Source organism: Microbacterium sp. Z10_103, assembly GCF_058310455.1.
Genome location: NZ_JBZEGK010000001.1, coordinates 3364894 through 3384519 on the forward strand (window position 1 = coordinate 3364894; position 19626 = coordinate 3384519).

At 70.0% G+C, this 19626-nt stretch carries 16 protein-coding genes and 1 pseudogene; 9 read left to right on the forward strand and 8 right to left on the reverse strand.

Annotated features, from left to right (window positions below):
* The first annotated feature begins 146 nt into the window (after positions 1-146).
* Positions 147-917, forward strand: coding sequence for a MerR family transcriptional regulator (locus AC4FS2_RS16345; RefSeq protein ID WP_491177702.1), 771 nt, complete (start codon positions 147-149; stop codon positions 915-917).
* 60 nt (positions 918-977) lie between these two features.
* Here AC4FS2_RS16345 and AC4FS2_RS16350 read toward each other — a convergent pair whose 3' ends face one another.
* The gene (locus AC4FS2_RS16350; protein ID WP_491155058.1) at positions 978-1142 is read right to left on the reverse strand and encodes a hypothetical protein; all 165 of its coding nucleotides are present in this window, start codon (positions 1140-1142) and stop codon (positions 978-980) included.
* Positions 1143-1369: 227 nt separating this feature from the next.
* Between AC4FS2_RS16350 and AC4FS2_RS16355 the strand changes: the two genes are divergently transcribed.
* From AC4FS2_RS16355 to AC4FS2_RS16375, 5 genes are all read left to right on the forward strand, one after another.
* Positions 1370-1504, forward strand: a complete 135-nt coding sequence (locus AC4FS2_RS16355) for a hypothetical protein (RefSeq protein ID WP_491177704.1) — start codon at positions 1370-1372, stop codon at positions 1502-1504.
* Between the two features lie 2 nt (positions 1505-1506).
* Positions 1507-2472, forward strand: coding sequence for a DNA topoisomerase IB (locus AC4FS2_RS16360; RefSeq protein WP_491177706.1), 966 nt, complete (start codon positions 1507-1509; stop codon positions 2470-2472).
* A gap of 23 nt (positions 2473-2495) precedes the next feature.
* The gene (locus AC4FS2_RS16365; protein ID WP_491177708.1) at positions 2496-2864 is read left to right on the forward strand and encodes a fluoride efflux transporter FluC; all 369 of its coding nucleotides are present in this window, start codon (positions 2496-2498) and stop codon (positions 2862-2864) included.
* Positions 2861-3229, forward strand: a complete 369-nt coding sequence (locus AC4FS2_RS16370; protein ID WP_491177710.1) for a fluoride efflux transporter FluC — start codon at positions 2861-2863, stop codon at positions 3227-3229. The genes AC4FS2_RS16365 and AC4FS2_RS16370 overlap by 4 nt, the downstream gene beginning before the upstream one ends.
* 83 nt (positions 3230-3312) lie before the next feature.
* Positions 3313-6564: an efflux RND transporter permease subunit gene (locus AC4FS2_RS16375; RefSeq protein WP_491177713.1), complete on the forward strand. Its 3252-nt coding sequence runs from the start codon at positions 3313-3315 to the stop codon at positions 6562-6564.
* Positions 6565-6658: 94 nt separating this feature from the next.
* On the opposite strand, the pseudogene AC4FS2_RS16380 reads toward AC4FS2_RS16375, so the two are convergent.
* A pseudogene (locus tag AC4FS2_RS16380) lies at positions 6659-7372 on the reverse strand (DUF998 domain-containing protein); the annotation flags it as partial.
* Between the two features lie 86 nt (positions 7373-7458).
* Positions 7459-8373 carry an aldose 1-epimerase family protein gene (locus AC4FS2_RS16385; RefSeq protein WP_491177715.1) on the reverse strand — a complete coding sequence of 305 codons (915 nt, stop codon included), beginning with the start codon at positions 8371-8373 and terminating at the stop codon, positions 7459-7461.
* A gap of 262 nt (positions 8374-8635) precedes the next feature.
* Here AC4FS2_RS16385 and AC4FS2_RS16390 point away from each other — a divergent pair, with 262 nt between their 5' ends.
* Complete coding sequence (locus tag AC4FS2_RS16390) at positions 8636-11200, forward strand: DEAD/DEAH box helicase (RefSeq protein WP_491177717.1); 2565 nt, start codon at positions 8636-8638, stop codon at positions 11198-11200.
* A 105-nt stretch (positions 11201-11305) separates the two neighbouring features.
* Here AC4FS2_RS16390 and AC4FS2_RS16395 read toward each other — a convergent pair whose 3' ends face one another.
* Positions 11306-12415 carry an Rv2578c family radical SAM protein gene (locus AC4FS2_RS16395; RefSeq protein WP_491177719.1) on the reverse strand — a complete coding sequence of 370 codons (1110 nt, stop codon included), beginning with the start codon at positions 12413-12415 and terminating at the stop codon, positions 11306-11308.
* 108 nt (positions 12416-12523) lie between these two features.
* Between AC4FS2_RS16395 and AC4FS2_RS16400 the strand changes: the two genes are divergently transcribed.
* Together AC4FS2_RS16400 and AC4FS2_RS16405 are read left to right on the forward strand one after the other, a co-directional pair.
* Entirely contained in the window at positions 12524-13618 is a 1095-nt protein-coding gene (locus tag AC4FS2_RS16400; RefSeq protein WP_491177721.1) for a M15 family metallopeptidase, read from the forward strand.
* A 252-nt stretch (positions 13619-13870) separates the two neighbouring features.
* Positions 13871-15034, forward strand: a complete 1164-nt coding sequence (locus AC4FS2_RS16405) for an acyl-CoA dehydrogenase family protein (protein WP_491177723.1) — start codon at positions 13871-13873, stop codon at positions 15032-15034.
* Positions 15035-15115: 81 nt separating this feature from the next.
* Here the strand turns inward: AC4FS2_RS16405 and AC4FS2_RS16410 are convergent, their stop codons facing one another.
* From AC4FS2_RS16410 to AC4FS2_RS16425, 4 genes are read right to left on the reverse strand one after another with little or no spacing between them, the layout of a single operon-like run.
* On the reverse strand, positions 15116-16414 hold the full coding sequence (locus tag AC4FS2_RS16410) for an LCP family protein (RefSeq protein WP_491177726.1): 1299 nt from the start codon (positions 16412-16414) through the stop codon (positions 15116-15118).
* Between the two features lie 51 nt (positions 16415-16465).
* On the reverse strand, positions 16466-17278 hold the full coding sequence (locus AC4FS2_RS16415) for an energy-coupling factor transporter transmembrane component T (RefSeq protein WP_491177728.1): 813 nt from the start codon (positions 17276-17278) through the stop codon (positions 16466-16468).
* Positions 17275-19023 (reverse strand): ABC transporter ATP-binding protein, encoded by a 1749-nt coding sequence (locus tag AC4FS2_RS16420; RefSeq protein WP_491177730.1) that lies wholly within the window; start codon positions 19021-19023, stop codon positions 17275-17277. The genes AC4FS2_RS16415 and AC4FS2_RS16420 overlap by 4 nt, the downstream gene beginning before the upstream one ends.
* A complete protein-coding gene (locus tag AC4FS2_RS16425) occupies positions 19020-19574 on the reverse strand; it encodes an ECF transporter S component (RefSeq protein ID WP_491177732.1) in 555 nt (184 codons plus the stop codon). Before AC4FS2_RS16425 ends, AC4FS2_RS16420 begins: the two co-directional genes overlap by 4 nt.
* Positions 19575-19626: the final 52 nt, after the last annotated feature.

Sequence of the window (19626 nt, forward strand, 5' to 3'; positions counted from 1 at the left end):
GGTGAGGTGGGTCGCGATATATCGCGTTCGCCACTCAACACGATATATCGCGAGTGCGTCAAGGGGGGTCGCGCCAATCCCAGCGAACTCCCGCTTGACCTTGACGTTGCGTCAACTCGTACGCTCGTCGTGACGGGAGGCAGCCGATGGAATGGTCCATCCAGCAGATCGCGAAGCTCACCGGTACGACGAGCCGGACGCTGCGCCATTACGGCGACGTCGGCCTCCTGGCGCCGACCCGCGTCGCGCAGAACGGCTACCGCTATTACGACGAGGATGCGCTGGTCCGCCTGCAGCGCGTTCTCCTGCTGCGCGAGCTCGGCCTCGGTCTCTCGCAGATCGCAGACGTGCTCGAGCGCGGAAGGGCGGAGGAGTCCGCCCTGGCGACGCATCTCGCGCTCCTCCGCGAGGAGCAGGACCGCCTGTCGCGGCAGATTGCCGCGGTCGAGAAGACCTTGGAGAAACGGAGAGGAGGTGAACGATTGATGGCAGAGGAGATGTTCGACGGCTTCGACCACACGCAGCATCGTGATGAGGTCACCCGACGCTGGGGCGCGGACGCGTACGAGCGCAGCGATGCGTGGTGGCGCGGACGATCCGCCGAGGAGAAAGCGGACTGGTCGGCCAGCGTGGCTCAGCTCGGCCGCGACTGGATAGCGGCGGCGGAGCGCGGGAGCGACCCGGCCGGCCGGGAGGCGCAGGAACTCGCGGCCCGGCACGTGGCCTGGCTCACCGGCATACCCGGAACACCGGCCGCTCAGCCGGGAGGCGACCTGAAGGGGTATGTGCTGGGCCTCGGAGAGATGTACGTCGCCGATCCCCGGTTCGGCCGCAACTACGCGACGAGCGCGGGAGGCACCGCGGGCGCGGAGTTCGTCCGCGAGGCACTCCGGGCGTACGCCGAGGCGCAGCTATGACAGCCGGCACACAGACGGATGCCACGTCCTTCGAGTGAGGGACGTGGCATCCGTGGGGCGTTATACGCTCTTGCGCCCGCTGATCACCCGGAACAGGAAGGCGATGAGGGCGATCACGCCGACGATCAGCGCGACCCACAGCAGCCAGTTCAGGGCGGCGTTCAGTCCACCCACGATGGCCAGGATGATGGCGATGACGATGATAATGAGGAGGGCGATGTTCATGGTCGAGGTCTACTCCTTCTCTGAGCCGGCGTTCTCCGTGATGGCAGAGTGCCGGGCGCCGCAGACGACGCCCCCCCACCTTGCCCTACCGACCTTCGCGGAGAGTAGGGGTTGACGGTCGACGAAAACGGGTGCTACTCGCCCGGACGCGGGTCGTGCATACGCGGATCAGAGGAGTCACTGTCAACCCCGTCCCGAGGGATTTGCGCGAATCGTAGCGTCGGAGCATGCACAGAGGAGTCCTCATGCCCGGTGGACGTGGATCGAACCTGAAGGACCCCGACCCTTACGAGGAGCTCGGGCGGCGCGGCTCCGCGGGCAAGAAGAAGGCGGAGCTCGTCTCGATGCTCCGCACGCACTGACGGTGGCGCGGCTCATCCGGGTCCGCCCGTACGAGGACCCGGGATATCGGCGCGTCCGCTCGGGCAGTGGATTCCGCTACGTCGACCACACCGGTCTTTCGGCTCCGGCCGAGGACGCGGAGCGGGCGCACGCCCTGGTGATCCCGCCAGCCTGGCGGGAGGTGTGGATCTCGCGCGAGCCCCAGGGGCACATCCAGGCCGTGGGCATGGATGAGGCCGGACGCAAGCAGTACCTCTACCACGGCGAGTGGTCCAAGCGCCGTGACAAGGGCAAGTACGCCCGGGCGCTCGCGCTTGCCGAGGCGTTGCCGCGCGCACGGCGCCGCGTCACGCAGTCGATCCGGCGTGAAGCGCTCGACCGCGAACGCGTCCTGGCGGTCGCGTTCCGCCTGCTCGACCAGGTCGCACCCCGCGTCGGCTCGGCCCGGTACTTCGCGAGCAACGGCAGCCGCGGCCTGACCACGTTGCTGCGGCGGGATGCCGAGGTCGAGGGCATCCACGTGACGCTGTCGTTTCCGGCGAAGAGCGGTAAGCGGGCCTTCCTGGAACTCGATGACGAGGATCTCGCGGCCGCCGTCGCCGAACTCGGGGCCGGGCGGCCACGAGCGCACTTGCTCGCCTATCAGCGGGGGCGCCGACGGGTGCCCCTGACCCCGGGCGACGTCAACGCGTATGTGCGGGCTCTCACCGGCGGATCGTTCACCGCGAAGGACTTCCGCACGCTCCGCGGCACGATCCTCGCCGCCGAGACGCTCGCGCGGATCGGGACGGTGGACACGAAGAGCGACCTCAAGCGTGCCGAGCTGCTGGCGGTGCGGGCGACGGCGGAGAAACTCGGGAATACGCCGTCGGTGGCACGCAGCAGCTACATCGATCCCCGGGTGTTCTCGCTGTACCGGCGCGGCAGACTCATGGACCTGGACGGGTCGCACGACGCTGCGATCCGACGCCTCATCCTGGGGGAATGAGCGCCCTGCACTAGGGTGTCGATGTGTTCTCGTGGGCCCACCTTGGTCTCGTCGTCCTCGGCGGGGCGCTCGGTACGTCCGCGCGCGCGGGTCTGACCTTGGCCGTCGGCAGCTCGCTCGGACCCGCATTCGTGCCGGCGGTGAACGTCGTCGGCGCCTTCGCCCTCGGGATCGTGCTGGGGGTGCTCTCCCGCTCCGAGCTCTCACCGCGACGGCGTGCGGCGCAGCTCTTTCTGGGGGCGGGTGTGCTGGGAGGCTTCACGACGTACAGCGCTCTGGCGATCGACTCCGCGGATGTGGCGAATCTGGCGTGGGGTATCGGCACCGTGGTGGCAGGCACAGCGGCGGCGTGGGCGGGCCTCGCCCTGGCCCGCCGGCGGGCACCGGCATGACGCCGCTGCTGTTCGTCGGGGTCGCCCTTGCCGGGGGTGCGGGGGCGGGGCTGCGCTATCTGCTGGACCTCGCGGTGCAACGGTTCGCGGGGGCGCGCGTGCCGTGGGGAATCCTTGCCGTGAACCTCTCCGGGGCCTTCGCGCTGGGTCTGCTGTCAGCCGGGCTGGTGGATGCGGCAGGGCTGTGGGTGTTCGGAACCGGGTTGCTGGGCGGGTACACCACCTTCAGCGCGGTCGCCGTATCGACGGTGCTCCTGGCCGAGGAGCGCCGTCCTCGCGCCGCGGTCGGATACGCGGTGGGAACCTTCGCCGGATCGGTCCTGTGCGCGCTGCTGGGATTGGGGGCCGGCGCCCTCCTGGTCTGAGGAGAACGTGAAGTCTCACATGGGATACTGAGGCCCCGATACGCGCTGATATCGGTCGCTGACGATCCTCCCGAAGGACCCCTGTGTCGAACCTCGCCGTTCTGAGTTTGAAGAACCGGGCGCTCATCGCCCTTGTCACGATCGTCGCGGCGGTGTTCGGCGGACTCGCGCTGGTGAACCTCAAGCAGGAGCTCATTCCTTCGATCGAGTTCCCGCAGCTGGCCGTGGTCACGACCTACCCGGGCGCCTCGCCCGAGGTCGTGGAGAACGACGTGTCGACGCCGATCGAGACAGCGATTCAGGGCGTGCCTGGACTCGAGGCCACGACGGCAACGAGCACGACGAACGCGTCGATCATCTCCGCATCCTTCACGTACGGCACGGATCTGGCGACCGCCGAGCAGAAGATCACGCAGGCCATCAACCGCGTCAGCAGTGAGCTGCCCGAATCGGTGGAACCGAACGTCATCTCGGCGAGCATCGACGACTTCCCCGTCATCCAGATCGCGGTCACGGGTTTCGACGACGCCGAGAACGCTCAGGCCACGCTCGAGTCGACGGTCATCCCCGACCTCGAGGACGTCGATGGCGTCAACGCGGCCCAGATCGTGGGTGGCCTCGGCCAGCGTGTCACGATCACGCCCGACCCCGCCCGGCTGGCCGAGCGCGGGTACTCGCAAGAGGCCATCTCCGACGCCCTCGACCAGAACGGTGTCCTGTTCCCCGGCGGCGACATCACGCAGGGCGACCAGAGCCTCACGGTGCAGACCGGCGCCAAGCTCACCTCCGTCGAGGACGTCGCCGCGCTTCCGCTGGTGCCGTCCGATGCCGCGCAGTTCCGTGCCGGGGTCACCACGATCGGTGACGTCGCGACGGTCGTGGAGGACTCCGACCCGGTGTCGAGCATCTCCCGCGTCGATGGCGAGCCGGCGTTGACCATCGCGGTCACCAAGCTGCCCGCCGCCAACACGGTGGATGTCTCGCGCGGCGTGCTCGCGGCGCTGCCCGATCTCGAAGCGTCGCTGGAGGGCGCGTCCTTCACGGTCGTCTTCGACCAGGCGCCCTACATCCAGCAGTCCATCGAGGCTCTCGCGCAGGAGGGCCTCCTCGGCCTCGCCTTCGCTGTCCTCATCATCCTGCTGTTCCTGCTGTCGGTGCGCTCGACTCTCGTCACGGCCATCTCCATCCCGACGAGCGTCCTCATCACCTTCGTCGGCATCCAGGCGTTCGGGTACTCCCTGAACATCCTGACCCTCGGCGCCCTGACCATCGCGATCGGTCGCGTCGTGGACGACTCGATCGTCGTGATCGAGAACATCAAGAGGCACTATGTCGGCGAGGCCGACAAGCTGGGCTCGATCCTCCGCGCCGTGCGCGAAGTGGCCGCCGCGATCACCGCGTCGACGATCACCACCGTCGCGGTCTTCCTCCCCATCGCCTTCGTCGGCGATGTCACCGGCGAGCTCTTCCGCCCCTTCGCCCTCACCGTGACGATCGCCATGACGGCCTCACTGTTGGTCGCGCTGACCATCGTGCCGGTGCTGGCGTACTGGTTCTTGCGCCCGGGAAAGCCCCTCCAGGATGCCGAGGGACGCACGGTGGACCCGGAATCGCCGGAGGCGCCGCCCAGCCGGCTGCAGAAGGCGTATCTGCCGGTCCTCAACTGGACGCTGCGCCACTCGTGGGCGACCCTCGGGCTGGCCCTTCTCGTTCTTGCGGGCACGGGCGCTGCCGCCCCGTTCATGAAGACGAACTTCCTCGGCGACTCGGGTCAGAACACCTTCACGGTGACACAGGACCTCGGTCCCGCGGCCAGCCTGGAGGCCGAGGACGCCGCCGCGCAGCGTGTCGAGGAAGCCCTTCAGGACGTGGTGGGCATCGAGACGGTGCAGGTGTCGATCGGTTCCAGCGGCTCGGCGCTGCGCGATGCCTTCTCCGGAGGCGGCAGCGGGGTGACCTACTCGGTCACCACCGATCCCGACGCCGACCAGGTCGTCGTGCGGGAGTTGGTGCAGGAAGCCGTCGCCGACCTGGAGGACGTGGGGACGGTGACCGTGGCCGCGGCCGGTGGCGGCTTCGGGTCCTCCGACATCGCGATCGATGTGACCGCGCCGGACGGGCAGACGCTGCAGGAGGCCGCCGACGCCGTCGTCGCGGAGCTCGACGGCCGTTCCGGTATCGGCCAGGTCACCAGCAACCTCGCGGCGTCGCTGCCGTACGTCGCCGTGACCGTCGATCGGGATGCCGCGGCCGAGCTCGGGCTGTCGGAAGTGGCGGTCGGCGGGCTCGTCTCGTCCACCATGCAGCCGCGCCAGATCGGCGCGGTGGAGATCGACGGCACATCGCTGACCGTGTACCTCGCCGCATCCGATCCTCCGGCGACCCTGGACGAGTTGCGCGCCCTCGAGGTGCCCTCGGCTACCGGACCGGTGCGGCTGGATTCGATCGCGACGGTGGCGGAGAGCGAGGGCCCGACCTCCATCACGACAGAACGCGGACTCCGCACAGCGACGGTCACGGTCACCCCGGCGACCGACGACCTCAACGCTGCGTCAGCATCCGTCACCGCTGCCCTGGAAGACGCCGATCTGCCCAGCGGTGCGGGCGCGGAGATCGGCGGCGTCCTTGCCGACCAGACCGATGCGTTCTCGCAGCTGGGGCTGGCGATGCTGGCCGCCATCCTGATCGTCTACATCGTGATGGTGGCGACCTTCAAGTCGCTCCGCCAGCCGCTCCTGCTTCTCGTCTCGGTGCCGTTCGCGGCGACCGGCGCCATTCTGCTGCAGATCGCCACCGGGGTTCCGCTGGGCGTGGCGTCACTGATCGGGGTGCTGATGCTGATCGGCATCGTGGTGACGAACGCGATCGTACTCGTCGACCTGGTCAATCAGTATCGGGTGCAAGGGCTGAGCGCTCACGACGCAACCGTGGCGGGTGGCTCACGGCGACTCCGCCCGATCCTGATGACGGCGCTGGCCACGATCTTCGCGCTGACTCCGATGGCCCTGGGGATCACGGGCCACGGCGGGTTTATCTCGCAGCCGCTCGCAATTGTGGTGATCGGCGGTCTGGTGTCATCGACCGTCCTGACACTGCTCGTCCTGCCGACGCTGTATAACCTGGTCGAGGGCCGGCAGGAGAGGCGACCCGAACGGCTGGTCGCCGATACCGAGCGGCGGGCCGAGCGGGCGCGGCGGCGACGGGAGCGGCGGCAGGAGCGAGCCGGCTCGAGCGCACTCGCCGGCGAGGAGCCAGGTGGGAGCCGGTCCGAAGGGTCGAGTGGTACGACACGGCGGTCGCTGCGGCGGTCGCGGCCGGAGGCGTCGGAGAGCTGACGGGCTGTTTCGCGCGCAGCGCGATGCAGTGGGTGAAGACGCCGGACCACGCGAACATCGCGCTGAAGGCGAGGACCTCGAACAGCGCCAGGTTGATGTCGCCGCCGACGAACAGCCATGCCGACGCGAAGAGGAACGCGAACGTGACACCGGTCGTCGCCAGCAGCCGTCGCGGCATCCGGTGCAGGAGAACCGGAGAAGTGACCAGCAGCGCCGCAAAGCCGAGCACCATGGTGCCGGCGACGTTGTCGTGAATCGTTCGGTTGAGGTTGAGGGGTACGAAGCCCACCAGAGTGAGGTTCACGCCGATCGTGGTGAGGAACGCCTGCGCCGCAACGCCCGACCCGCGGCGCCCAGCAGCGCGCCCGAGGCGGGACAGGTCCCGCCGCACGTGATTCGCGAAGATCGCGACGAGGAACCCGGCGACGATCAGGGTGCCGTTGAAGAGGGAACCGGAAGTGTCGCGGAAGGTGCCGAGCCTGCTGAAGTGGAGGTGCCACCACAGCGGATCGGTGGTGGTGGTGATCGACAGCAGGATCCCGCCCACGAGCACGACAAGCACCCCTAGCGCGAGGTGCATCGTCGTCATGCGCGCCAGGACGACGCGCGGCGATGCAACCAGCACCGTTCGGGTAACGGGTAGGACAATGCTCATTCTCGGGTCTCCACCCACGACGGACGGGGCGTTCCCTGACACTCGAGCTCCCCAAGCCCCCGTCGCTCGTCGGTCAGCGAACGCCGGAAGATCCATTTCTCGCCCCCAGCGTGACGGCATGCCGTCTCCGCCATGGTATCCCCCGGAAGGCATAAGAAAGTAGGTCAGAGCACCGCCGACACCGAGAATTTACCTCGGCGTGGCGTGAGAAGTTTCTCATTCAGGGCGTGGGAGAGCTCTCAGAGGGTTCGAGAGACCCCCCACTCGAGGGTCCAGGACTCTCCCGGAGCGAGCCAGCGAAGGCCCGCCCCCGAGTTCAGCGCATCCGCGGGGGCCGTCATCGGCTCGATCGCGACGGCGAGCGGGTGCCCGGGAAAGCGGTCTGTCGTGAAGACCTGGGTCCAGTCGAAGCCTTCCCCCTGCCACAGGGTGAGCGAGGTGCCGTCCGGAGCGGTGAGCGTGGAGCGCGCGTGTCCCCGGTCGTCGCGTGCAAGGTCGCGGTATGCGGTGTCCAGGTCGAGGTCGCCGAGGCGCCGGCCATCGCGGAGGTCGGTCGTCGCATCCAGGGGGGCCTCTCCGATCGGGAGCTTCCGCTCGTCGACCAGTACGCGGGTCGTTCCCGAGGACTCGAGGACGAGGTCGGCGGTGTCCGCCGTGCCGATGAAGACGAACGGATGCGCGCCTATGGCGACCGGGGCATCCTCGGCACCCGCGTTGCGCACCTCATGCCGTACCGAGATCCCGTCGCCGGCCAGGGTGTAGGTGACACGTGTCTGCAGGGCGAAGGGGTATCCGGTCTGCGGGAAGATGTCCGCCCGCAGTGTGACACGATCGGGCGCCTCTTCCTCGGGTCTGTACGGCGCGAACCGGAGGAGGCCGTGACTGGCGTTCCCCAGCGCGGGCTCGCTGAGGGAGAGCTGGCGAGTGATGCCGCGCTGTGTCCAGCGGCCGTCGCGCACACGATTGGGCCAGGGCACCAGAACGACGCCGGAGGCCGTGGGCGTGGGGATGTCGTCGGGGTAACGCGGCACAAGCTCGACGCCGTCCACGGTCAGAGCGCGCAACGCCGCGCCGACCTGAGAGATCTCAGCGGTCGCATTCTGCTCCGCGAGGCGAAAGCGCCGTCCGGTCGGGTCCACGGGGAGGAAGGCCATGCGCCCAGGCTAGAGCCCGCGACGCGCGGAGGAGGCGGCGCATCGGGCGGGTTCCCAGGTGTGTGCGCTAGCGTATGAAGGTCGGCTTTGGGCACTGCGCTGTGCGCGGATGGGTTTGTGAGTCCAAGGGGCCGATGGGAGGAGCGAATCCGCTCCGACGATCATCAGAGTTAATGGCCCCGGCCGACGGATGTCCGGGTTTGTGCCGTGCTGCGTGCACGGCGCGTGCTGTTTGCGCGAATACAACCCAGGAAGTTTCCCCATGCCTAAAAACAAGAAGCCTGCCGGCGGTCGCGCCGCCTCCAACTTCGAGCCCCGCTACGGCGACAAGCCGGCATACCAGGACCGCAAGCGTCGCACCGACGATGCGCGTCCCGCCGCATCCAAGCCGGGGAGCAAGAGCCCGACCCACCGTGGCTACCGTGCCGCTGAGGCCGGAGCGACGGCCGAGCCCAAGCGCCGCTGGACCGCACAGGAGCGCGCCGGCCGTGACGAGTCCCGCGCCATCCGGTCCACCGACCGCCCGCGTCGTGCCTCTGATGACGCGCGTCCGGCGCGTTCCTACGATGACCGCCCCGCACGCTCGTACGACGACCGTCCGGCGCGTCCCTTCAGCGACCGTCCGGCCCGTACCTTCAGCGACCGTCCCGCTCGGGATGACCGTCCGGCCCGTTCGTTCGATGACCGCCCGCGTCGGGATGACCGTCCCGCCCGCTCGTTCGGTGACCGTCCGGCTCGGGATGACCGCCCGGCCCGCGATGACCGTCCGGCTCGGTCATTCGATGACCGCCCGCGTCGTGACTCCGGCGACCGCCCGGCTCGTTCGTTCAGCGACCGTCCGGCTCGTTCGTTCGGCGACCGTCCGGCTCGGGATGACCGTCCGGCCCGTTCGTTCGATGACCGCCCGCGTCGGGATGACCGTCCCGCTCGGTCGTTCGATGACCGCCCGCGCCGCGACTCCGGCGACCGCCCGGCGCGCACCTTCAGCGACCGCCCGGCTCGTTCGTTCGATGACCGTCCGGCCCGCCCGTCCAGTGACCGGCCCGCCCGCTCGTTCGACGACCGCCCGCGTCGCGACTCCGGCGAACGCCCGGCGCGCACCTTCAGCGACCGCCCCGCTCGTTCGTTCAGCGACCGCCCGGCTCGTTCGTTCGACGACCGCCCGCGTCGCGACTTCTCCGACCGCCCTCGCCGCGACGCCGGACCGAACCGCTCGGACTGGAAGTCGGAGACGGCGTCGAAGGCACACGAGCAGCACGTCGATGTCGTGCACGAGAAGCTGCAGGCCGAGGCCGTCCAGACGCAGGAGACCTCGGATGTGACGTTCACGAGCCTCGGACTGGGCGACAACATCGTCCGCACGCTCGCCGACCTCGGTGCGGCCACTCCGTTCCCGATCCAGGCCGCAACGGTCGCCCCGATCCTCGAAGGCCGTGACGTGCTCGCACGTGGGCGTACGGGCTCGGGCAAGACGATCGCCTTCGGTGCGCCCCTGGTCGAGAGCCTTCTTCGCTCGCAGGCCGGTCAGAAGCGTGCCTTCGCTCGCCTGCCGCAGGCGCTCATCCTCGCTCCGACGCGCGAGCTCGCCCTGCAGATCGACCGCACCATCCAGCCCATCGCTCGCAGCGTCGGCCTGTTCACGACGCAGATCTACGGCGGCGTGCCCCAGGCGCGCCAGGTGGGTGCGCTCCGCAAGGGTGTCGACATCATCATCGGAACCCCGGGCCGTATTGAAGACCTCATCCGCCAGGGCAAGCTCGACCTCTCCGACGTGCGCATGGTCGTGCTCGACGAGGCCGACCACATGAGCGAGCTCGGATTCCTCGAGCCGATTCAGCGCATCCTGCGCCTCGTGCAGGACGGTGCCCAGAAGCTGATGTTCTCGGCGACGCTCGACCGTGAGGTCGCAGCGCTCGTGGACGAGTTCCTCGTGGATCCCGCGGTGTACGAGGTCGCCGGCGAGACGCAGGAGTCGAGCACCATCGACCACCGCATCCTCGTCATCGACCACCGCGACAAGGCCGAGATCCTCACCGCGCTCGTCGACCGCGACGGCAAGACCCTGGTCTTCGCCCGGACGCGCGCCTACGCCGAGATGCTCGCCGAGCAGTTCGACGACGCCGGCATTTCGGCCGTCGCGCTGCACGGAGACCTCAACCAGGCCAAGCGCACGCGCAACCTCGAGCGGCTCACGTCGGGACGCGTCAACGTCCTGGTGGCGACGGATGTCGCAGCCCGCGGCATCCACGTCGACGACATCGACCTGGTGATCCAGGCCGACGCCCCCGACGAGTACAAGACGTACCTGCACCGCTCGGGCCGTACCGGTCGCGCGGGGCGCGCAGGCACCGTCGTGACGCTCATCCCGCGCCAGCGCCGCCGGCGCATGACCGAGATGCTGCAGCGTGCGGAGATTCAGGCGCCTTTCGACGACGTGCGCGTCGGCGACGATCTCCTCGAGGACATCCGTCTCGGCATCTCGGCCGAGGTGGCCGAACCTGCCGTGCAGGCGCCGCGCCAGCTGGCCGAGCCTGCGGCGACCGAGGCCGCCGCTGTAGAGCCCGAGGCCGCTGAAGAGCCCGAGCTCGCCGCTGTGGAGCCCGAGGCCGCCGCTGAGGTGACCGAGGCCGCCGCTGTAGAGCCCGAGCTCGCCGCTGAAGAGCCGGAGCTCGCCGCTGAGGTGACCGAGCTCGCCGACGAGGAGCCCGAGGCCGCCGCTGAGGTGACCGAGGCCGCCGCTGAGGAGCCCGAGGCCGCCGCTGAGGAGCCCGAGCTCGTCGACGAGGAGCCCGCCGCCCCCGCCCGGGCCGGCGACACCCCCGCCTGATCGGAGCAGCCACTCCGCGAGACCGCATCCGGCCGACGAGACAGCGACATCATGTCGCTGGGTCGTCGGCAGGGTGCGGTTTCGCCGTTTCCGCGCGGCCCGGCGTCAGAACAGGGTCGGCTCGCTCGCCGGCGCCACCCGCGGCCGTGTCGTCCGAACGGGTCCGAGTCCGCGCAGTGCGCCGGGATCGGACGCGCCGGGCGCCAGCGTCCGGTCGGCGAGCCCGGGCACGGGACGACCGCGGGGGTGGTCGTCTTCATCCCGCCCGTCGAGGCCGTGCATCCGCAGGAGCGGACGCACGCGCTTGGCGAGCCAGGTGCGGTACGCCTTGGGCGCCTGCGTCGCCACCCCGGGGTAGAGGCCACGGTACGAGGAGATTAGCTCGGGATGCTCCCGCTCGAGCCACGTGAAGAACCAGGGCTTCACCCCCGGGCGCAGGTGCATCGCCCCGTAGACGACGCGCGCGGCTCCGGCTTCGCGGATGCGGCGGAGAGCGTCGTCGAGTGCAGCGACCGAGTCGGTGAGGTGGGGAAGGATCGGCATGAGGAACACCGTGACGCGGAAGCCCGCCTCCGTGGCCGCTCGGACGGTGTCGAGACGCGCTTGAGCGCTCGGAGTTCCGGGCTCGATCGCCTTCTGCAGCACGTCGTCGAACACCGCGATCGACATCGCCAGTGACACCCTGACGGATGCTGCTGCATCCCTCAGCAGCGGCAAGTCGCGCCGCAGCAGTGTTCCCTTCGTCAGGATCGAGAAGGGTGTACCCGACTCGGTCAGGGCCGATGCGATCTGCGGCATGAGTCGGTATCGCCCCTCGGCGCGCTGATACGGGTCGGTGTTCGTCCCGAGCATCACGGGTTCACGCGACCACGAACCGCGGCGAAGCTCGGTGCGGAGCACGTCGGCGACGTTGACCTTCACGACGATCTGCGAATCGAAATCGCTGCCGGCATCGAGGTCGAGATACTCGTGCGTCCCCCGGGCGAAGCAGTATGTGCAGGCGTGACTGCATCCCCGGTACGGGTTCACGGTCCAGTCGAAGGGCATGGCGGATGCTCCGGGAACCCGGTTCAGCGCGGACTTGCAGAGCACTTCGTGAAACGTCATTCCGGCGAACTCGGGGGTGGTCACGGAGCGGACGAGGCCGTCCATCCGTTCCATCCCGGGGAGAGCGGAGGGGTCGTCCACGCCCAACTGCTGCCCCTGCCATCGCATGCATCCATGGGAACAGAGATACGAATCTCTGTCAAGACAGGCTGCCCATAGTTTCGAACGACACGGCGCTCGGCTGGCGCAGGACTCCTCGCAGGGGAGAATGGACGCGTGACGGAACCCGACCCGCACATCCTCACGCGTCGCGCGCTGCGCGAGGCGGCGCTGCGTGCTGCCGAGGCGGCGCCCGCTCCGATCGCACGCCATGCGCGCCGTGCGGGCATCGGAAAGCGGATGGCGGTGGCAGCGGCCGGAGCCATGATCCTGGTCGCCGGGGCGTCGGTGGCGACGGCGGCGGCGCTGACGGCGCCCGCCCTGACTGCGCCGCCGCTGACGGCCTCGGCCACGTCGCCCGAGGTGAGTGCGACCGCCGCGCCCGCGCCCGCGCCGACTCCCGCGGAGGAGGTGAGCGCCCGCATCCTCGCCCTTCCGCCCGAGGGTCTGCCCACGCCCGAGCAGTCGACGGGAGTCGCCGATGCGGGAACGCTGTGCGAGGACCCCGCGCTCACCGCGGCGCTGGCGGCCGGGGATGACGCGGCGACCATTGCCGCGACCGGCGGCCCGGAGGCGTTCCGCGCGGCCGTCGCGGCGGGAACGGCTCCCTGCATCCGCCTCGACGATTCCGCACGCGTCTGGGTGGTGGTGAACAAGCAGCGGCCGTATGCGCCGATGGATGCCGTGCCCGCGCCGCTGGTGCAGCCCGAGGCGGTCCGGAGCCTCGTGGGAAGCGACCTGCGGCAGGACGCGGCAGGTGCGCTGACGGCGCTCGTACGCGCGGCGGCGGATGCCGGTGCCGGCGAGGTCGCACTGGAGAGCGGGTACCGCTCGTTCACGACGCAGCGGTCCACCTACGCCGGGCATGTCGCGGACCGTGGGGTGGAGGGCGCCGACCTCGTGAGCGCTCGTCCCGGGTACAGCGAACACCAATCGGGCCTCACAGTGGACGTGGTGCCCTGCGCCGAATCCTGCGCGACGATCGACGACCTCGCCGCGTCGCCGCAGGGCGCATGGCTGGCCGAGCACGCCTGGGAGTACGGCTGGATCGTCCGCTACACCGAAGGGCGCACCGACGTCACCGGGTACGCGCCCGAGCCGTGGCATCTCCGCTACATCGGACCCGAGTTGGCGCGCGCCTACCACGACGGCGGCTGGACGACGCTGGAGGAGTTCTTCGGGCTGCCTCCCGCACCCGGGTACGCCGAGTAGCTCCCCGACGGCACGACCTCTTGCCCAGCGCACGGACTACCGACGTGGACAGGGCGTGCGTTCGGCAGGATGCCGTGCACTCGGCGGCACGGGCTGGCGCCAACCTCCAATGCGGCACCCGGTGTCACGAGCCGTGGGATGCGGTTCCGGACAGCGAACACGCGAGCGACAGCCCGCTCGCCTAGACTCGCTCGCGCTACACGGTCGATCGGCCGTGGCCCACAGCATCCACTCGAAGCAGAGGGAGTCGGCATGGACCGCGACATCTACGACGAAGACCACGAGGCGTTTCGCGACGTCGTCCGGGAATTCGTCAAGCGTTACGTCAGCAACGAAGCGCGCGAGCGCTGGGACGCCGAAGGCGAGATCGATCGAGCGACGATGCTCGCCGCCGGGCAGTCCGGGCTCATCGGCCTGTCGGTGCCCGAGGAGTTCGGCGGGGCGGGGATGCTGCAGGACTACCGGTTCCGCACGATCGTCATGGAGGAGATCCTCAAGGCGGGCGCCGGATCGCTCGCCGGAGCCTTCGGCATCCAGGATGACCTCGCCGTGCCGTATCTCGCCCACTTCGGCACGCCCCAGCAGCAGCAGAAGTGGCTGCCGGGAATGGCCACCGGAGAGGTCATCGGCGCTCTCGCCATGACCGAGCCCGGCACCGGTAGCGACCTCCGCGGCGTGACCACGACGGCGAAGAAGGTCGAAGGCGGATACCTCGTCAACGGCGCCAAGACGTTCATCTCCTCGGGTAAAACGGCAGACCTCATCGTCACCTTCGTGAAGACCGGGGAGGGCAACCGGCCGGATGCGTTCAGCCTGCTGCTGATCGAGAACGGCATGGCGGGCTTCGAGCACGGCAAGAAGCTCCACAAGATGGGCTTCCAGGGCCACGACACCGCAGAGCTGTCATTCAGCGACGTGTTCGTTCCCGAGGAGAACCTCATCGGCGGTCAGGAGGGGCACGGCTTCATTCAGCTGATGCGCAACCTGCCGCTGGAGCGGCTGTCGATCGGTGTCGCCGCCGCGGCGGCCTCCGAAGCTGGCCTCGGATGGACCCTCGAATACGTGAAGAGCCGTGAGGCGTTCGGGACACCCGTCATCGACTTCCAGAACACGCGCTTCCGGCTCGCGGATGTCGCGACCACGGTCGATGTCCTGTGGGCGTATGTCGACCGGGCCATCGCGCTCTACGGCGAGGGCAAGCTCACGCCCGAGGAAGCCGCGAAGGTGAAGTTCTGGACGACCGAGCGCGAGGGCGAGGTGCTCGACACGTGCGTGCAGCTGCACGGCGGATACGGCTACATCACCGAATACCCGATCGCCCGCGCGTACCTCGACGCCCGAGTGCACCGGATCTACGGCGGAACGAACGAGATCATGCGCGAGATCGTCGGACGCCAGCTCGCCGGCCGCCGCTGACCCCGTCGACTCGCCACAAAACGTCGCGTTCTGGGCGGAAACCGGACGTTTTGTGGCGAGTCGACCGCGGTTTCGGACCCGTCAGCGGGAGAGGTTGCCCGCGGAGCAGGTCTCTTGCGCGGCTGTCGATCCCGTGATGCTCGGCGAGAGGGCGACGGCGTCCCGGGCCGGGTCATCCGGCGCCGCGGTGGTGGCATCGGGGTCGGGCGCAGGAGTTCCGGAGTCGGGCGCAGGAGTTCCGGGCGCGGTGGGCTCCGGAGTGACCTCGACGACGCCTCCGTTGGCTCCGACGTTCCCGGTGAGCTCGATCGCCCGGTTATCGGTGAGCGCCTGCCACAGCGGCGCCGCCGCGGTGTAGTTCGGGACGACGCGGTTGGGGTCGTTCGGCGACGTGTTCGTCGGGTACTGCACGAACACGATCTCCTCGAAGGGCACGTCCCGGACGGCCAGGGCGATCTGCACCTGCGTGAGCGGATTGGTGAGGGTGGTCGTCGGGTCGACATTGCGCAGCGTCGTGGAGGCCAGCCGGTACATCGTGGCGGGGTCGGTGAGAACCTCCTCGCTGACGAGCTTCCGGGCGAGGCGCGACATGTACTGCTGCTGGTTGCTGACGCGGGCCAGGTCGCTTCCGCCCACGCCGTAGCGGGTGCGCAGGAACTGCAGCGCCTCGATGCCTTCGATGGTCCGGGGGCCGGCCGGCCAGTCGATCCCGGTGTTGCGGTCCCGCATCCCCGTGGCCAGGCACACCTCGACACCGCCGACGGCGTCGGTGATCTCGATCACCCCGCCGAAGCTCACCGTCGCGGCGAAGGGGATCTCCTGATCGCTGAGGTCGGCGACCGTGTTGACGACGCAGTTGAGGCCACCGATGCCGTACAGCTCGTTGATCTGCACGGTTCCGCCGGCCCAGTTCGACCCGTCGGTGCGGGTGCATCCCGGGGACTGCAGAACCAGGTCGCGCGGGAAGGACACCACCGTCACCCGCCGAGGGGCGTCGGAGATGTGCATCAGGATGTTGACGTCGTTGAGGTTGCTCGCCGCATCCGCACCCGTGCAGCGGGCGCCGAAGAAGTGCGCGTACTCCGGCTCGCATTCGTCGATACCCGTGACGAGGAGGTTCACCCCACCCTGGATCTCGCCGATGTCGGGGGGCGGGGCGGGCTGATCCTTCAGGACGACCGCGTCTGCGGTGAAGCTCGCGGCGAGGTCGTACGTGGCGTACGTGAGGGTGCCCGCACCGGCCACCAGCACGACCGCGAGAGCAACGGCGACGATCGTCGCGAGCTGCCCGGCGATGCTCGGTGAACGCAGCCGTGCGTGTCGCGCTACCGTCCGGCGTCGCCGCGCCATTGCTCCTCCTTCGACGCCGCTCGAGGGCATCGGGCCGATTCTAGGCAATCGCGCGCGGGGAGCCCGGGATGCCGGGCCGACTCAGCCCAGCCGCCACGGACGCAGCTCCGCGAAGACGAGGGCCGACAGCGCCCAGAACGCCACGACGAACACCCCGTCGCGCACGCGGAACGGCACCACGTATCGCTCCGTGCGGTCGGGGAACGCTCCGAAAGCCCGGGCGTCCATCGCGAGGGCGACGCGCTCGGCGTGCCGGATGGCGCCGGCCAGCAGCGGCACGAGGTATCCGCCCCAGCGCGCCACTGCCGCCACCGGTCCCCGCCCCCCGGAGGCGCCACGGATGCGGTGCGCCCGACGGATGACCTCGAGCTCGTAGCCGAACCGAGGGACGAAACGGATCGCGGCGAGCGCCGTGTACCCGATCCGGTAGGGCACGTGCAGCTGCTGCACCAGCGACCGCACGAGATCCGGACCCGTGGTCGTCAGCCCCGCGATGAGAGCGAGGCCGATGATCGCGCCCAGGCGCAGGCCGGTGGCGAATCCGACCTCGAGCGCGCCGCCGTAGAGGGTCCACCAGCCGAGGTCCAGCACCACGGCCGACCGATCCACGTCGCCGGTGTCGGCCCAGACCGAGAAACCCAAGCCCACCGTGAGAACGGCGGCGGGAAGGAGGAGGAGAAGCGTGGTGGCGGTTCGCGCCGACCACGTCGCACCGATGAGCAGCGTCGCGTAGGCGATCACGAGGAACGCCGCCGGGGTCGCCAGGTCGCGGACGAACAGGAGCATCGCCATCGCCGGGAGCGGGCCGGCGAGCTTGGCGAGCGGATTGAGGCCCGGCAGGAAGCGGCTTCGCGCGTGGGGGCTGGCGGCGTAGGGGTCGCGCGGACCTCTCATCCGGTGCCACCGGGGAGGTCGGCGAGGCGCGTGACGCCGGCGAGCTCTGGATGCCCGGACAGGGCGCTGAGCGCAACGCGAAGCGGTGGCGGTCGGAGGCCCGCCGCGCGCAGCAGAGCCTCGTCGGCGAAGACATCGGACGTGGATGCTGCCGCCACCACCCGGCCGCCCGAGAGCACCACGGTACGGTCGGCATGCTCGCCGACCAGGTGCATGTCGTGCGTGACGATGACGATGGTCGTGCCGTCGCGGCGCAGTTCGTCCAGCAGCGCCATCAATTCGTCCACCCGCTCCCGATCCTGACCGAAGGTGGGTTCGTCGAGCACCAGCACGCGAGCACCGGCCACGAGCGCCGATCCCACGGACAGCCGCCGCTTCTGCCCGCCCGAGAGCAGGAAGGGGTGGAGGTGCGCGTGCCGGTCGAGCCCGAAACGGCGCAACACCTCCTCGGTCCGGTCCCGCACGACCTCGTCGGGAAGTCGCTGCATCCGCAGGCCGTGCGCGACCTCGTCGAAGACGGTCTGCGCGATGAACTGGTGCTCGGGGTTCTGAAAAACGAACCCGACCGAACGCGCGAGCGTGCGCGGGTCGGCACGGTGCACGTCGACCCCGGCGAGCAGGACGGCGCCGCGCGGCGGGCGCTCAACACCGGCGATCGTCTGCACGAGCGTGGTCTTGCCCGCGCCGTTGGCCCCCACCACGGCGACGAATGCGCCCGGAGCGATGTCGAGATCGATGCCCTCGAGCACCGTGGTGCGGGCTGTTCCGCGCCCGCGGGTGAGCGTGAGCCCGCGCACGCGCACCATCGGCTCCCGGTCCGCCGCGCCCTCTGCGGCCGCCGCGCCCGACCGGTCCGCCGCAGCCGCTCCCGTCCCCACAGCGGGAGTCCGCTCGAGCCCGGCGCGGAGTTCTCCCGGCGTCAGCGGGAGAGGGTCGAGCGGATAGCCCGCGCGGCGCAGACGCAGGGCGGCGAGGGTGGATGTCGGCAGCCACACGCCGATCGCGTGCAGTTCCTGCGCGCGCTGACGCAGCACCGCGTCCACGGGCCCGTCGGCGACGAGCCTTCCCGAGGCATCCAGCACCACGACGCGATCGACCAGGCCCACCGCGGCGTCGAGGTTGTGCTCGATGAGCACGATGGCGCGGTCGCCGGCGGCGACGACATCGGCCAGCGCCGCATAGACCTCTTCGGTACCGCTCGGGTCGAGGTTTGCGGTGGGTTCGTCGAGCACGAGGAGGGGCGAGCCCAGCGCGAGTGCCGCGGCGATCGCCAGCCGCTGGCGCCCCCCGCCGGACAGCCGATCCGGGTTGACCGTGCGCCGCTCCCACAGTCCGACGCGGCGAAGCGCCGTTTCCGCGCGCCGAAGGACCTCGTCGACCGGCAGCCGCAGGTTCTCGGGCCCGAAGGCGACTTCGTCGAGCACCGACCCCGTGACCATCTGCGCGTCCGGGTCTTGGAAGACCATGCCGACGTAGGTGCTGAGGGTCGACACGGCCGTGGTGGCCGCATCCCTGCCCGCCACCTCGACCGTGCCGGAGACCGTGGCGGGCACGGCCGACGGGATGAGTCCGTTCAACGCGAGCGCCAACGTGGACTTGCCCGACCCGCTCGGACCGAGGAGCAGCACCACCTCGCCGGGGGCGACGTCGAAGCTCACCCCGGACGGTGTCGCGGCGTCGGCGGAGTCGTGCGTGATCGCGAGATCGCGAACCCGCAGCAGGGGGGCCGGGGATGCGGCGGTCACCGCCGCGCCGCGGTGCGCGCGACGCCCGCGCGGCGGAGGCTCGCTCCGACGGCCAGGCCGACTCCGGTCCACGCGACCGGTCCGAGCAGGAACAGCGCCACGAAAATGACCTGGGCCCAGGGGTCCAGCTCCCCGACGTTGAAGGCGAACCACAGGGGCATCGCCAGAACGACCCCCGTCACGATGGCGGCGAGGAAGAAGCGCCACGGGTTCCACCGCCGGTACCGCGTGAGAGCGGCCACACCCTCCTGCACACCGCCGAAGACGACGGCGGCGAGGAGGTATCCAGTGAGCAGAGCCGGAGCGATGGCGGATGCCACGACCGCCGCGATCGCGTGAGTGATCAGAGCCACCCAGGGCTGGCGCAGCAACTCCTGGGCGATGACGCCGGGCAGCGTGTGGAAACCCAGCACGAGGCCGTAGAGGGCGACAGCGCCGGCGGCAGCCATCAGATGAAGCACGGCCCAACCGGCCGACAGCAGCCCCGTCGCGACGCCGATGGCGGCGCAGATCAGCAGGACGCGCGTGGGGAGTCGGGATGCCGCGGCCACCGCTTCAGCGTACTCCGCGCAGTTCTCGGGCAGCCGGCGCCGTCGTCCATGA

Coding starts and splice junctions, on each gene's coding strand:
- AC4FS2_RS16345 (WP_491177702.1), top strand. CDS start 147: ATGGAATGGTCCATCCAGCAGATCGCGAAGCTCACCGGTACGACGAGC.
- AC4FS2_RS16390 (WP_491177717.1), top strand. CDS start 8,636: ATGCCTAAAAACAAGAAGCCTGCCGGCGGTCGCGCCGCCTCCAACTTC.
- AC4FS2_RS16410 (WP_491177726.1), bottom strand. CDS start 16,414: ATGCCCTCGAGCGGCGTCGAAGGAGGAGCAATGGCGCGGCGACGCCGG.
- AC4FS2_RS16385 (WP_491177715.1), bottom strand. CDS start 8,373: ATGGCCTTCCTCCCCGTGGACCCGACCGGACGGCGCTTTCGCCTCGCG.
- AC4FS2_RS16370 (WP_491177710.1), top strand. CDS start 2,861: ATGACGCCGCTGCTGTTCGTCGGGGTCGCCCTTGCCGGGGGTGCGGGG.
- AC4FS2_RS16415 (WP_491177728.1), bottom strand. CDS start 17,278: ATGAGAGGTCCGCGCGACCCCTACGCCGCCAGCCCCCACGCGCGAAGC.
- AC4FS2_RS16350 (WP_491155058.1), bottom strand. CDS start 1,142: ATGAACATCGCCCTCCTCATTATCATCGTCATCGCCATCATCCTGGCC.
- AC4FS2_RS16405 (WP_491177723.1), top strand. CDS start 13,871: ATGGACCGCGACATCTACGACGAAGACCACGAGGCGTTTCGCGACGTC.
- AC4FS2_RS16395 (WP_491177719.1), bottom strand. CDS start 12,415: ATGCGATGGCAGGGGCAGCAGTTGGGCGTGGACGACCCCTCCGCTCTC.
- AC4FS2_RS16355 (WP_491177704.1), top strand. CDS start 1,370: ATGCACAGAGGAGTCCTCATGCCCGGTGGACGTGGATCGAACCTGAAG.